10 protein-coding genes and 1 pseudogene are annotated in these 14636 nt (G+C 64.4%); 5 read left to right on the top strand and 6 right to left on the bottom strand.

The features are described from left to right. Positions 1-555: 555 nt before the first annotated feature. From ACYOEI_RS25735 to ACYOEI_RS25725, 3 genes are all read right to left on the bottom strand, one after another. Positions 556-1488 carry a hydroxypyruvate isomerase family protein gene (locus ACYOEI_RS25735; protein WP_462852499.1) on the bottom strand — a complete coding sequence of 311 codons (933 nt, stop codon included), beginning with the start codon at positions 1486-1488 and terminating at the stop codon, positions 556-558. A 179-nt stretch (positions 1489-1667) separates the two neighbouring features. Continuing rightward, positions 1668-3077 (bottom strand): sigma-54-dependent transcriptional regulator, encoded by a 1410-nt coding sequence (locus tag ACYOEI_RS25730; RefSeq protein ID WP_462852498.1) that lies wholly within the window; start codon positions 3075-3077, stop codon positions 1668-1670. Continuing rightward, positions 3074-4447, bottom strand: a complete 1374-nt coding sequence (locus ACYOEI_RS25725) for a sensor histidine kinase (protein WP_462852497.1) — start codon at positions 4445-4447, stop codon at positions 3074-3076. Before ACYOEI_RS25725 ends, ACYOEI_RS25730 begins: the two co-directional genes overlap by 4 nt. 330 nt (positions 4448-4777) lie before the next feature. Here ACYOEI_RS25725 and ACYOEI_RS25720 point away from each other — a divergent pair, with 330 nt between their 5' ends. Beyond that, entirely contained in the window at positions 4778-5893 is a 1116-nt protein-coding gene (locus tag ACYOEI_RS25720) for a prenyltransferase/squalene oxidase repeat-containing protein (RefSeq protein ID WP_462852496.1), read from the top strand. Positions 5894-5927: 34 nt separating this feature from the next. On the opposite strand, the gene ACYOEI_RS25715 is transcribed toward ACYOEI_RS25720, so the two are convergent. The 3 genes from ACYOEI_RS25715 to ACYOEI_RS25705 all read right to left on the bottom strand — a co-directional run bounded on the left by ACYOEI_RS25715 (position 5928) and on the right by ACYOEI_RS25705 (position 9716). Further along, positions 5928-7505, bottom strand: coding sequence for a sensor histidine kinase (locus ACYOEI_RS25715; protein WP_462852495.1), 1578 nt, complete (start codon positions 7503-7505; stop codon positions 5928-5930). A 205-nt stretch (positions 7506-7710) separates the two neighbouring features. Then, entirely contained in the window at positions 7711-8367 is a 657-nt protein-coding gene (locus tag ACYOEI_RS25710) for a response regulator transcription factor (protein WP_462852494.1), read from the bottom strand. A gap of 320 nt (positions 8368-8687) precedes the next feature. Continuing rightward, positions 8688-9716, bottom strand: a complete 1029-nt coding sequence (locus ACYOEI_RS25705) for a hypothetical protein (protein WP_462852493.1) — start codon at positions 9714-9716, stop codon at positions 8688-8690. Between the two features lie 432 nt (positions 9717-10148). On the opposite strand from ACYOEI_RS25705, the gene ACYOEI_RS25700 reads away from it, so the two are divergent. From ACYOEI_RS25700 to ACYOEI_RS25685, 4 genes and pseudogenes are all read left to right on the top strand, one after another. Continuing rightward, positions 10149-11177 carry an aldose epimerase family protein gene (locus ACYOEI_RS25700; RefSeq protein ID WP_462852492.1) on the top strand — a complete coding sequence of 343 codons (1029 nt, stop codon included), beginning with the start codon at positions 10149-10151 and terminating at the stop codon, positions 11175-11177. A gap of 318 nt (positions 11178-11495) precedes the next feature. After that, on the top strand, positions 11496-12617 hold the full coding sequence (locus ACYOEI_RS25695) for a glucose 1-dehydrogenase (RefSeq protein ID WP_462852491.1): 1122 nt from the start codon (positions 11496-11498) through the stop codon (positions 12615-12617). Positions 12618-12859: 242 nt separating this feature from the next. Next, the gene (locus ACYOEI_RS25690) at positions 12860-13942 is read left to right on the top strand and encodes a PfkB family carbohydrate kinase (RefSeq protein WP_462852490.1); all 1083 of its coding nucleotides are present in this window, start codon (positions 12860-12862) and stop codon (positions 13940-13942) included. A gap of 261 nt (positions 13943-14203) precedes the next feature. After that, a pseudogene (locus ACYOEI_RS25685) lies at positions 14204-14636 on the top strand (hypothetical protein); the annotation flags it as partial.

Below are 14636 nucleotides of genomic sequence, written 5' to 3'. Positions count from 1 at the left end.
TTTCGTGGTTCTCTCGGAATAATTCTCCCCAACATGAACGAATGACCCGTAACGGGCACGACGATCACCCAACCTGCCGAAGTCGTTGCGAGCTCGCATCCGCGATTGAATGCGTTGCCTAACCTTTACATACACAGCGTCAACACTCGGCCCACCATCACCGACTTTTTGTGAGAAGTCTGAATTCGGCATTCGGTGTCGGTCTGATGAAGGAGGGCCGATCGCCCGAGAAACAATGAGGCCAAGCCCCTAAATCGTGCTCTCATCACTCGATGAGTCTCCGTGGCGAGTCTTTCGTGGTGGAGAATCGGGGGCCTGTAATCGGTCGGCGGCGTCCCCCTCACGGGGTGTCCCGTCCAATGGGGATGGGGATCCGTCCATCGGATCTCGTTGGGAAAGTTGGGTTGGATCTGCGGGATGGGTGGGGTGAGTCGGCCGACCCGGGCTGTGGGTCGATCCTTGGAAAAGCGGTGTTTGGGGATTCTCGGGAGAATGGGCCCGCTCCTCGCCGAGGAGGGAGCGGGCCGTTGTATGCGCTGTGATTCGAGGCGAAGGTCAGACGTCGCAGAGCGTCACCGCCTGCTCCAGTCCTGCCAGGGGGTCGCGCGTCGGGATGAATTCCTGGCCCACATATCCGCGATAGCCGATTTCCAGCAAGGCTTCCATGATCGGCTTGTAGGCGATCTCCTGGGCGTCGTCGAGCTCGCCTCGTCCCGGATTCCCCGCGGTGTGGACGTGGCCGATGTAATCCTTGTGCTCGTGGATCCGCCGGATGACGTCGCCGTCCATGATCTGCACGTGATAGATATCGAAGAGCAACTTCAGATTCGGAGAACCCACGCGCTTGATGATGTCGATGCAATACTCGGTGTGATTGCCCTGGTATCCGGGATGTCCCTTCATCGGGTGGGAACGATCACGCGTGTTGAGCATCTCGAGGCAGAGGGTCACGCCTTTCGCCTCGGCGTGCCCGACGATCTGCTTGAAGCCTTCGACGCAATTCGATGCGCCGACGTCGTCGGGGATGTCCTCGCTCATCCCCGTGAAGGTGATCACGTTCTTGAATCCGTATTCGGCGCACGCGTCGATCGAGTCGCGGGTGGCCTTGAGGACCCGTTCGCGATACTTCGGGTTGTTGAACCCCTTGACGAACGGCGGGTCGGGGCTCATGTCGATCCCGCCGATCGCGCAGACGAGGCCGGCTTCCTTGAGCTTGGGGAAGTACTTGGGGTCGATAATCTCGATGCTCGAGCAGCCGAGCTGCTTCGCGATCTTGATCAGAGTATCCACGTCCCAGTACTTCTCGAAGCACCAGTGGACGATCGACTGCTTGATCCGGCCCTTGGTGATCCGCTTGGCCGGGGCCGCCTCGGCCTGGGCCTGGGAGCCGAGTGCGGAGAGGCCGAGGACGGCCGCCCCCGCCGTCCCCTCGAGGACCTGGCGGCGGTTGGGCTGGTCGGGGTTCGTTCCTTGCGGTGGTCGGCTCATCGTTCATTCCCTCGTGGATACGTAGAGGAAGGTCGGGAGAGGACGAGCCTCGTTGCCGGAACGCGGGCCTCGCCCCGATTTCGAGCGGTCGGCGACGAGTTTAGCCTGGCCCGCGACCTCGGTCGAGGCGTGAGGGGAGGCCTTCGTCTCCCGGCGAGGGTCGCGGTAGGCGTCGGCGGCTACTCGATCCCGTAGTTTCGAAGTTTCTGCCGCAGCGTCGCGCGGTGGATCCCGAGCAACTGGGCCGCCGCCGCACGGTTCCCCCGGCTCTGCTGGAGTGCAGCCTGCAACAGCGGAGTCTCGGTCAACGCCAGGAAGCGGTCGTGGAGGGTTGGATCGTCCGGTCCGGATGGGGCCGTCGAGAGCTCCTGTGCGGTCCAACGGGCGACGTGCCCCTGGATCTCCCGAACGACCTGGGGACCTGTGTTCTGCATGTTCGTCGGGGAGGGGGGGGGGAGGTGCTCGACTCGGATCGAACGCCCTCGGGCGACGATCGAAGCGTGTTCGATGACGTTCCGGAGTTCGCGCACGTTCCCGGCCCACACGCGGGCTTTGAGGGCCTCGATGACCTCGTTCGAGAGCTGGGCCTCGTCGGAATCCTTCGGGCGCGAGAGCCGAAGGAAATGCTCGCCCAGCGCCGGGATGTCTTCGCGACGGTCGCGGAGGGGAGGGAGCCCGATCTGGAAGACGCTGAGGCGGAAGAAGAGGTCCTCGCGGAACTGGCCGCCGACGATGAGTTCCGAGAGCGGACGGTTCGTTGCGGCGACGATGCGGATGTCGGTCACCCGGGGACGCGCGTCGCCGACAGGCGTCACTTCGCGGTGTTCGATCGCGCGGAGCAACTTCACCTGGAGGGGGAGCGGGACGTCGCCGATCTCGTCGAGCAACACGGTCCCGCCGCTTGCCAGTTCGAGGAGTCCCTTGCGGTCCTGCGACGCGCCCGTGAACGAGCCTCGGAGGTGACCGAACAACTCCGCTTCGACGAGATTCGGGCTGAGCGCGGCGAGGCAGATCGGCAGGAACGGCCCCGGATTCCGCCGGCTGTGGCGATGGATCGCGCGGGCGACAAGTTCCTTGCCGGTCCCGCTCTCTCCGGTGATCAGCACCGGGACGTCCGTGGGCGCGACGAGCGCGATCTTCTTGAAGAGCTCCTGCATCGCCGGAGACCGGCCGATGAGGGTCCCCGCCTCTTCGCCCGAAGGTTGGGACGCATGGCGGTCCTTCGGGCGCTTCTTGTCGAGGGCTCGGGTCAGCGCCGTCGCGGCTTGGTCGAGGTCGAAGGGCTTGATGAGGTATTCGAACGCGCCTTCTTCCATGGCGCGAACGGCGGTCTCGAGGTTGCCGAAGGCCGTCATCACCACGATCGGGGCCGTCCCGATCCGTTCGCGAAACGACCGCATCGCCGAGAGCCCGTCCATGCCGGGCAAGCGGACGTCGAGGACGACCGCGTCGGGGGGGGCGGCCTCGGCCACCGCAAGCCCCTCCTCGGCCGACGCGGCCACGTCGACCTGGTGCCCCTCATCCGCGAGGAACTCGCGGAAGGCCCAGCAGATGCTCGCTTCGTCGTCGACGATCAGGATCCGGCTCATTCGGGCCCTCTCGGCGTCGGGACGCCCTGCGGTATGGCCAGGAGGAAGCGGGTCCAGCCCGCGTCCCGGCTCCAGGATAGCCGTCCTCCGTGCTCGGCCGCTACTTGTTGGGCGATCGCAAGTCCGAGCCCCACCCCTTCGGGCTTGCTGGTTACGAACGCCTCGGTCAGCCGTTCCGCCAACTCGGGGGGCGGGCCTGCGCCGCTGTCTCGGACCTCGATGATGGCCTCCCCCCCCGTCGAGGTCGCCGAGACGCCGACCTCGCCTCCCACGCCGGCGGCCTCGATCGCGTTGAGCGTCAGGTTCAGCACCGCCGCTCGGAGGCTGGAGGCCTCGACGAGGCCGCGCAAGGGGCGTTCGCCGAGGTCGGGGCGAAGCGTCACCTTGGCGTGATGGCACGTGGGGCCGACCAGCAGGAGCACCTCGCCGACGAGCGCCGAGAGGTCGCAGATCGTCGGCTCTCTCCGTTCGATCCGGCCGAGGGAGAGAAGGCCCCGGACCTGCTCTTCGGTCATCGCGAGCTGCCTCAACGCGACCTCGAGGCTCCGGTCGTTCCCCGGGGGGGGATAGCGCTTCGCGTGCAACTGCACGCTCATGCGGGCCCCCGTGAGCGAGTTCCGGAGCTGGTGGGCCAGGCCCGCGGCGAGCTGGGCCATCACCTGGGTCCGTTCGGCCTGCCGGATGGTGCCCTGCATTTCACGCAATTGGGCGCACATTTGATTGATCGAAAGCGCCAACTCCTGGATCTCGTCCCGGCCGCCGGGGGCGTCGACCTCGTCGAAGTCGCCCGCGGCGATCCTGGCGACCTGTTGCTGAACGGTGCGGATTCGACGCCCGATCCGCTCGGCGATCCAACCCGTCACCGAGGTCATGAACCCGAGGGTCGCCACGCCGAGCGCGAGCGGGGGAAGGGCGGCTTCCCAGAGGGCCTGGTGCCAGCTCGCCTGGGGATAAAGGACGAGGAGCGTCGACGGACGCGCGGAGGTGTGGAGGGGAACCGCGATGTAGCGTGCATCCTCCACCTGGACCGTGGGCGAGCTTCCCAGGGAGTGGACTCGGGACGTCCGGGGGACGGACGGCAGCCAACTCGGCAGTTCCTCGGGTTTGGCCAGCGTCGTCGCCGAGATCCTCCCTCGGTCGTCGTACCCCACGAAATGGGCCCCCGACAGCCCTCGCATCCGGGTTAGCACGGTGGTGTTGAACGGAAACGTCGCATGTCCCAAGGCACTGGCGACCCCGTCAAGCCGGTCGATGATCTGGCGCTCGGCGCGTCGGGCGGCGATCGTCGTGGCCGAGAGCGTGATCGCCACCACGGCAAGGACCTGGATCGTCACGAGCGGCCAGAGGATCTGGTTTCGGATGGAACCCATTGACGAACTTTGACGCGAGTGACAATCTCGACCTGGCGACTCCGAAGCGGGTCGACCACTCCATCAGAGTCGGTTATCGACGCGGAGTGCAAGGGGAACACTCCGTCGTTCGAGCACTCCGACCGTGTCGTGGCGAAAACTTCGCCGAGCGAGGCGAAACTCTGTCCTCCTGGCGACGTGCCACGCATCAACCCGAAAGCCGTAAGTGTTTGTCCCCTTCGGAAATCGGGGGTGCCCGATCCCAGGGCATTAACTTTGCCACGAGCGGTGGAACGAACTCCGACTCTCGGATTCGACCGAACTCCGAAAACAACAGGACGGGCGACGACGATGCTTCCGATTTCTCGACGTATCTTCCTGGGTCGCAGCCTCCAGGCCGCCGGGTTCCTTGGCTTGGCGACGCGTGGACTCCCGGTTCTCGGGGCCGACACGGCCAGCCTGACCGCGAGGGCGGTTGCGTTCCTCAGGCCTCGCCAGGCGGAGGACGGGAGCTGGTCCGCGGACCGTAAGGAGCCGGGGATCACGGCGCTCGTCGTGACGTCCCTCCTCCGCTCCAAGACGGTCACCCCGGACGAGCCGGTCATCGCGAAAGCCCTGTCGTACCTCGAGAAGTTCATCGGCCCCAAGGGAGGGCTCTCGGAAGCCTCGCACGCGAACTACGCGACCTCGATCTCGCTGTTGGCGTTCAAGGAGGCCAACGTGAAGGGCCGCTACGACACCATCATCAAGGGGAGCCAGGACTTCCTCAAGACGATGCAGTGGGACGAGGGCGAGAACAAGGAGCCGCACGACGCCTTCTACGGCGGGGCGGGTTACGGCGGGTCGAACAGCCGGCCCGACCTCTCGAACACGACGTTCATGATCGATGCCCTGCATGAATCCGGCGTCCCGGCCGACGACCCGGCGTTGAAGAAGGCCCTGGTCTTCGTCTCGAGGTGCCAGAACCTCGAGAGCGAGTTCAACGACCAGCCCTGGGCGGGCAAGATCAACGACGGCGGGTTCATCTACACCGCGGCCAACGGGGGCACCAGCGTCGCCGGCAAGGGCGACAATGGCGGGCTTCGCTCGTACGCCTCGATGACCTACGCAGGCCTCAAGAGCATGATCTACGCGGGCCTCACCAAGGACGATCCCCGCGTCAAGGCGGCCTATGAATATATCACCAAGAATTATGGGCTCGAGGAGAACCCCGGCCTCGGCGAGCGTGGGCTCTACTATTACTATCAGACGTTCGCAAAGACCCTGAATGCCCTCGGATCCCCGACCATCGTCGACGCCTCCGGGAAGTCGCACGACTGGCGTGCCGAGCTCGTCGCGGCCCTGGCGAAGCGCCAGAATGCCAATGGGAGCTGGGTGAACGCCTCCGACCGCTTCATGGAAGGCGACCCCAACCTCGTGACCGCGTACGGGCTCATCGCCCTCTCCTATGCCCGGCCGGGTGCCTGATGACACGTTTCCGAGCGTCGCTGTCCGGCCCCGATCAGGCCGACGGCGACGCCTGGGGCAGGGGGGCCGACTCCTGGTCGTCGGGCTCGAGACGGGGCTTCGCCGCCGGGAGGTGGACGGTGAACGTCGTCCCTTCGCCGAAGACGCTTGTGAAGGTGATCGTGCCCCCATGGGCCTCGACGATCCAGCGAGCGATCGACAGGCCCAGTCCGCTCCCCCCCAGCTCCCGCGAACGCACGGGGTCGACGCGGTAGAACCGTTCGAAGAGCTCGGGCCAGTGTTCCTCGGGGATCCCGATCCCTGAGTCGGCGACCGTCAGGGTCAAGCCTTCGGGTTCCTTTCGAAGCCGGACCGTGACGCGCCCGTCCTCGCGGTTATACCGGATGGCGTTGGTGACCAGGTTGACGACCAGCTCACGAAGTCGGTCGTGATCGCCGAAAGCTTCGGCGGGCTCCGTCTCGATCTCAATCTCGACTTTCGAGCTCGACGCCAGGGGCCGGAGCATCTCGACGCTCTCCTCGACGACTTCGGCAAGGTCGACAGGCCCGTGGTCGAGGTTGGGGGCGGTCGAGTCGGCGCGGGCGAGGGTCAGCAATCCTTCGATCACGCCTCGCATTCGCTTGGCGGCCTTTAGCGCGGTGGCGAACATCTCCCGGTACTCTTCCGGCGTCCTCGACTTCCTCAGGGCGAGCTCGCAATGCGAGATGACGACGGACAAAGGGGTCCTCAACTCGTGCGACGCGTCGGCCGTGAACTGGACCTGCCGGACGAAGGCCCCTTCCAGCCGGTCGAAGGTCTCATTCAGGATCGTGGCGAGGCGGCCGAGCTCGCTCTCGGTCCTGGCCATGTCGATCCGCCTCGAAAGGTTCGACGCCGAGATGCTCGAGGCCGCGTCGCTCATCCTGGCGATCGGCGCCAGGGCCCACTCCGCGAGGAACCAGCCTCCGACCATCGCGAGCGCCAACGCCCCCGCGCTCGCGCCCAGCATCCGGATGAGGAAGACCCGGAGCCGGCGACGATCTTCTTCATTGCTCTGGCCCACCAGGACGGTGGACCCTTGGGGACCCCGGACGATCATCTCTCGGCAAGGCCCTCGGTCGCGGGACAGCGGGTTCCTGAGCCCCTCCTGCTCGTGAGGCGGGACGTGGCCCCGGGCTCCCCAAGACCTCCGCGGCGGAGTCGGCCTCGACCTCCCGTTCTGAGGATGTGGCCCAACCTCCTCGTCCTTGACGGAAGCCCCTACCGGCGGGCGAGGGGCCCGCTTGGGCGTGGCCGGGACGCGGAACGCCTCGGGAAACTCAATTTCGAGGTTCGCCGGGGAGCGGGCGGCCACCCTCCCCGCGGCGTTCCAGACGATGTAGTAAGGCCCTTCCGGATCCGACGTTTGGAGGGCTCGCGCATAGGTCGGAGGGAGGACGAGCTTGACGCCATCCCAACGGCGGTCGTCGAACCCTCGGGCGACGGTTCGCGCCCATTCCCGAAGCCGGGTGTCTCGCTCCGTGCGCGTTTCATGCTCGAGACTGAGGTACAGGGTCGCCCCGAACCCCACGATCACGAGGACCAGGATCAGGCCGTACCAGAAGAGCAGGGTCCAGCGAATTGAGTTGAACATCGACGGATTGGTTTCGGGCTAGGGGGATCGAACCCGGGAGGTTTTTAGCCACGGATTGAACACGGATGAAACACGGATCAATCAAAACAAAAATAAAATATGTGCAATTTCATTGATTTGAACATTTGAGTAAAAAATAGAATTTATCCGTGTTCAATCCATGCTTCATCCGTGGCTGTAGGTTTAAGGTTTCCTCCGCACGTAATCAAACATCCAGGATGTATCCTTGGCCTCGTCGGGTGGTGATGAAGTCCTTCCCGAGCTTCTTCCGCAGGTTCGAGACGTAGACGTCGAGGACGTTCGAAAGCGTCTCGTCGTCCCCTGCATAGATGTGGTCGTAGATCATGGTTCGGCTGACGAGCTTGCCTCGGTTCCTGGCCAGGAGCTCGAAGAGCGCGTACTCCTTGGCGGTGAGGTCCATCGTCTTCCCTCCTTTGCGGACGACGCCGGCCACGGTGTCGACGACGACGTCGCCGAATTCGAGCGAGGGGGAGGGCTGCCCCGCCGCCCTTCGGATCAAGGCCCGGAGCCTCGCCAGGAGTTCTTCGATGTCGAACGGCTTCGTGAGATAGTCGTCGGCCCCGGCGTCGAGCCCTCGGACCTTGTCCGAAAGAGTATCGCGCGCGGTCAACACGAGAACGGGGGTCTTGATCTGGGCTTCGCGCAACTCGCGGAGAACGCTCCAGCCGTCGCGTCTCGGGAGCATGAGGTCGAGCAAGACGGCGTCGTAGTGACCAGACTTCGCCTGAAAGAGCGCGGTTTCGCCGTCCCGGGCCAGGTCTACCGAGTAGCCGTCCTCGTCCAAAGCCTGCCAGACGGCCTTCGCCAGGTCGGCTTCATCCTCGACGAGCAGGACTCGCATTTTCGTCCGTCCTCCGAACCTCGACCCGAGGGAGCTCGGCGTATCAGCTTGGAGGCAAGCCTCACGCTTGCCCCGTGCGGCCGGAATCTCGTCCGCCAATCGTCGCGGGGACATCTGGGCGGCCCTTGAGCTTTACCGCGACCCCTCTTCTCTCAAGTAAAGCGTCGATCTCGAACGTAAGCCACCCGCTTTCCTCGACGGGAGGCGGGTGGCTTGGAGTTCGAGACCCGTAAGATTTGAGACCCCGGCCTCGTCACGTTTCATGTTTCAAGTGGAGGGGCCGTGCATTTTCAAGTTGCGCGGCCCTCTCAAAGCTCTGCTCAATCGCGGCGGCGGTCCTGCTCGTAGGACTTACCCTTGCGGACGAGGTGGCCCTGGGCGTGGCCGTCCCGACCTTCCTTTTCCTTGTGCGGGCGGGCATCGCCATGGCCTCGGTGCTCGCCGTGGCCGCGGTGGTGGTCGGCGTGAGCCTCGTGATGACGTCCGCCGCCCTTGGCGCCGTGATGATGAGCGGAGTCGTGATGGTGAGCGGAGCCGTGATGGTGAGCGGAGCCATGGGTCTTGCGGGCGTGGGCCTCGTGGTGCTTCTTACCTTTATGGAGCGGGCCGCCCCGAGCACCGGTCGACTCGCTGCGATGAGGGCGACGATGAGACGCGTTCGAGGCCTTGCGACCTCCGTGCGACTCTCCCTTCGACCCTTCGTGCGGCCCTTGGTGGAACGCAGACCTGTGGATGGGGCGCTCTTCTTTTTTACGGGAATCCGAATCCGAGCCGGAGCGGTGAGGCCGACCTTCCGGCTTTTCCCCTCGGTGAACGAAGGTCTTACCCTTTTCACGTCCTTCGCCACGAGCAGGGCCTTCGTGCTTGCGCTCATCCTTCTTGGCGTGTTCGCGTCCTTCGCCACGAGCGGGGCCTTCGTGCTTCCACTCCCCTCGCTTGGCGTGTTTGTGTCCTTCGCCGCGAGCGGTGCCTTCGTACTTCCGCTCGTCTTGCTTTGCGTGTTGTTCGCGACCCTCCCCGCGACGGCCCGGGCCACGACCCCGGCGAGTCTCACCCTCCCCCTTGGGCTTGTCCTTCGGCTCGTCCGAAGACTTCGACTTCGCCTTCGACTTCTCCTTCTCGTTTTCTTTCTTGTCTTCCGGAGCCATATCGCGAGGGCCCTTGTGGTCGGGCTTCTCGTCGTAGAAGAATGCCAGGGCGTTCTCCATCGCCGCGTCCCGAGCCATGGCGAGCGTCAGCGTCGGCTGCGACTGCTGGCCCCAATCCTCGGCCGACGCGCTCGGCGCCGCGCCGAGTGCCGATCCGCAAAGGAGGCCGAGAACCGGCACCACGAATGTGATCTTGCCCATCGCGTTCTCTCCCTGGTCTATCGAGGTCCCAACGTACCAAGGGCTCTCTAGTTGTCCTATGGCACTCCCAAGTCTACGGAGGCGAACCTTAAAAGAAGATGAAGCCCTCGCCGATAGGGTGAGGATCGGGATAAACAAGGAGACCGTCGAGCAGGCCATAATTCAAGTTTTGTTGAGTGAAAACAATTGTAAAATACAATATTAAACATATTAATGTAATATAAAAACTTTGTGGTGCGTCCCTTGGAGCTAGAAGTTCTCGTCCACGTTTGGGAGGGAGGAGTCGCGACCGACTTGAGATCGTCCGTACTCGGAGGCTTGAGGATTGTCTCCCGGCGCTTCCCTGGGATAACCTGGGGCGTCCGGGCTTTCGCCCCGATCGTGGCGTGGGGTTGCGGGGCGACGTGCGTAGTCCTATCGGGAGGTTCGCGGATGCACTTCGGGGAGACGGCGGAAGGGGTTCCGATCGAGTTGTTCGAGCTGACGGGAGGGGACGTCACGGTCAAGGTGATGTCGTACGGGGCCATCGTCACCGAGATCCACGCCCCGGACCGAGACGGAACGCTCGCGGATGTCGTCCTCGGCTTCGACAACCTGGCGAGCTACCTCGCGGGCCATCCCCATTTCGGCGCCATGACGGGACGCGTCGCCAACCGGATCGCCAAGGGTCGGTTCACGCTCGACGGTCGGGAATATTCCCTGGCCATCAACAACGGCCCCAACTCGCTCCACGGCGGCCTTAAAGCGTTCGACAAGGTCGTCTGGACTCCCCAGGAGGTCTCGGATGCCTCGGGACAGGCCGTCAGGTTCTCGTATCTCAGTCCGGACGGCGAGGAAGGCTATCCCGGCAACCTCGCGACGACCGTAACCTACACCGTCACGCCCGACGGGGCCTTGAGGATCGACTACTCGGCGACCACCGACCGGGCCACGCCGGTCAACCTGACCAATCACAGCTACTTCAACCTCGCCGGGCCGGAGTCGGGCACGATCCTCGACCACGAGCTCCTGATCGCGGCCGACCAGTACACCCCCTCCGACGAGACGTTCATCCCCACGGGCGAACTCCGCGCCGTGAAGGGGACGCCGCTCGACTTCACGTCTCCGACTCCGATCGGAGCTCATATCGCCGAAATCGCCGGAAACCCAGGAGGCTACGACCATAACTTCGTCCTCCGGGGGGGCGAAGGCCCGGCATTGGCCGCTCGGGTGGTGGACCCGAAGAGCGGGCGAGTCCTCGAGATGTACACCACCGAACCGGGCGTCCAGTTCTACTCCGCGAACTTTCTCGACGGGAAGTACACGGGCAAGGGTGGCGTGAACTACCGCAAGCATCAAGGCTTCTGCCTCGAAGCCCAGCACTTCCCCGACTCGGTCAACCATCCCAACTTCCCGTCCGTCATCTTGAGGCCAGGCTCGACTTACCAGCAAACCACGATCTATAAGTTCTCGGCGCAGTAGGCTGATCTCGGGGAAATGGGGCACACCTGCCCTTCTCACGGTGTTCAACTCGGGTCGGACGGTGTGGGGAAAGAGTGCCCTATCAAACGGAGAGACGTCTAAGGAACGAGGACGGATTCTCTCTCCGTTAGACAGGGCACGTCCTGCCGGGTCGTCGTTGTTTCGAGCCGGCCGGCTTCGGAGGTTGGGAGTCTTTCGTGGTCGTCGGGGGGTGCGTGGCACGGGGGATCGAGTTCGATTAGAATCCGATGATTCGCGGATTCGCTTCGTGTCGAGCCTGCGCCTATCTCCGGCCCCCTTTGATGAGTCGAGTCCTCGATGAAAGCCGTCGCCGTCCTTCCTGGTCAAGCGAACAGCGTTCACCTGCGCGACGTCCCTGTCCCGAAGTTGGGCGACCAGCCCCATCCTCACGTCTGCGTCATCCCCGAGGGGCGTGGGGTCCTCGTGAAGGTGCTCCAGATCGGCGTCGACGCCACCGACCGGGAGATCAACGAGGCGCTCTACGGCAATGCTCCTCCGGGTGGTGAGCATCTCGTCATCGGGCACGAGAGCTTCGGGCAGGTCCTCGAAGTGGGCGACAAGGTCACCGAGGTCAAGCCGGGAGACTACGTTTCTTGTACCGTGCGGCGGCCGGGGGGCTCGATCTTTGACAAGATCGGCCGCAACGACATCACGAGCGAGGAGGTTTACTATGAGCGGGGGATCAACCTCTGCCATGGATACCTCACCGAGGTCTTCGTCGACGACGCCGAGTACGTGGTCAAGGTCCCCAAGAACCTGAAGCACCTGGGCGTCCTCTCGGAGCCGGCGAGCGTCTGCGCCAAGGCGATCGAGCAGGCGTTCCTGGCCCAACAGCGGCTCCAGGTCTGGGACCCGAAGCGGGCCTTCGTCCTTGGCGCAGGGCAGATCGGCCTCCTGGCCACGATGATGCTCAAGCTCCGCGGCATCGAGGTCTTCACGCTGGCCACCCGCCCCGGGCCGCATCTGAAGTCGGAGATCGTCGAGGCATACGGTGCCACCTATGTGAGCACGAAGGAGACGTCGCTGCCCGACCTCGTGAAAAAGGTCGGCAAGCCCGACCTGATCTTCGAGGCGACGGGCAACGCCGCGGTTTGCTTCCAGGCGATGGAGATCCTCGCGCACAACGGGGCCCTGGTCTGGACGAGCATCACCGGGGGCAAGCACGACGTCACGATCGACGGGGCCAAGATCAACCTCGAGTGGGTCCTCGGGAACAAGCTGCTCGTCTCGAGCGTCAACGGCAACCGCAAGCACTTCGAGCTCGGCCTCCAGGCGTTGTCGCACGGCGAGCTCACTTATCCGGGCGTCACGGAGAAGATCCTGACGCATCCCGTCGCCGGCCTGGACCAATACAAGCAGATGATGGGCTTGCTCGAAGACAAAGAGGCCCTGAAGGTCTTCGTCAACGTGTCCGAGTGATCTCCGGAATGGAACGAGGGCAGCCGTCGTCAACGGCCTGTTCGCGCATCCTCTCGAGCGGGGCAGGGGCCTCGATCGGTCGGGGAGACTTCGGTTCGACGACCAGCCGTCGGTAATCTTGACCGACGCACTGGCGAAAGATTCGCGATCGATGCCCGTTCCTGATCGAAGGGCGGGGGAGTAGCCAAGACTCGTCGTCCTCCGCGGGGGGACGGCATTTCTGGAGGGATCGGGGGACGTTCATGAGCGGTTTGAATGTGCGGAGCGACGCGTGTGAGCTGGATTTCCTCTCCTTGGGGGCCCTGATCCATCGGCTCGACCCCGGCGTGATCCCGTTCCGCAAGGCGCGGTCCGTTGACATCCACGTCTCGGGGGGCGAGTACAACGTCGCCGCCGGGCTGTCGGATTGCTTCGGGCTGAAGACTGGCGTCGCGACGGCGATGGTGCGTTACCCGATCGGCGAACTGGTGCAGGCGAGGGTCAAGGAGACGGGCGTCACGCCGTTCTACAAGTGGTTCGACCACGACGGCGTCCGAGGCCCGAACATCGCCACCGTCTATAGCGACCAGGGGCATGGCGTCCGGGCGCCTGTGGTCTTCTACAACCGGGCGAACGAGGCGGGGGCGTTGCTCAAGCCCGGCGACTTCGATTGGAAGGGGATCTTCGGGCGCGGGGTCAAGTGGTTCCACTCGGGCGGCATCTTCGCCTCGCTCTCCGAGACGACGTCGCCCCTGATCATCGAGGCGATGCAGGCCGCGAAGGCGTCCGGCGCCATCACGTCGTTCGACCTCAACTATCGCGCCAAGCTCTGGGCGTCGGTCGGTGGCGCCGAGAAGGGCCAGCAGGTGATGCGACAGATCGCCGGCAACCTCGACGCCCTGGTCGGCAACGAGGAAGACCTCCAGAAGGGTCTCGGCATCGCCGGCCCCGAGGTCACGACGAAGTCGAAGCTCGACCCGGACACCTTCTTCGGGCTGATCGACCGCGTCGTCGAGCAGTTCCCGAACATCAAGATGGTCGCGACGACCTTGCGTGAAGTCCATTCGACCAATCGCCACGATTGGGCGACGGTCTTGTGGCTCGAAGGTAAGCGGTATGTCAGCCCGACGCTGCAACTCGACGTCATCGACCGCATCGGCGGCGGCGACGGGTTCGCCGCCGGCCTGATCTACGGCCTCATCACCGGCCGGCCCCCGGAAGAGGCACTCCGGCTCGGCTGGGCCCACGGCGCCTTGTTGACGACCTTCCCCGGCGACGTCTCGATGGCTCGCGTGGAAGAGGTCGAAGCATTGGCCAAGGGCGGCACGGCCCGAGTCCAGCGATAAGTTCGCCCCACGATCGCCCCGAGAATATCATCTCGGGGCGATTCAACAGGCTTCGCGCACGGCCCTTGGTCGCGTGCGTGGATCTCGCCGGGGTCGAGTGGAGCAACGCCCTCTCCCGGCCGATCTGGACGATGACCGTCCCTTTGAGTCAGTCGACACTCGCGCACGCTCCTGGGGGACGCCCATTCCCCATGGGCCTCGCCCCTCCTCTCAAGTCGTCGAGATGCCCTTCGCCCTATCTTCGATGCGGAGCGATGACCGATGGATTATGAGATCTTCGAGCTGGGCGACGTCGTACTCCAAGGGGGGGCGACGCTCCGTAACACCGTGCTCGCTTATAAGACGTATGGAATCTTGAATGCGGCCAGGGATAACGTGATCGTCTACCCGACGTGGTTCTCCGGCTGGCCTCAGGATAACGAGTGGCTGATCGGAAAGGGCATGGCCCTCGACCCGGATCGCTACTTCATCATCGTCCCCTGCGCCTTCGGTAACGGGATGTCGTCCTCGCCGAGCAACACTCCCGAGCCCTATAATCAAGCCCGATTCCCCAGGGTTTCTCTTTACCCTACGTTCCGCACATCCGGCATTCAATTTCTCCGAATTTCCGGCGGTCGCCACGTCAGCGGTTATAAGCCGCCGTCATTCGCAACAGGCTCAGGAGCCTGCGCTGCAGCGGACTCAGTTCCGTCGT

This window comes from Singulisphaera rosea (assembly GCF_054877945.1).
Note: the sequence above shows the minus strand (reverse complement) of the source record. Positions and strands in the feature narration are given on the sequence as shown.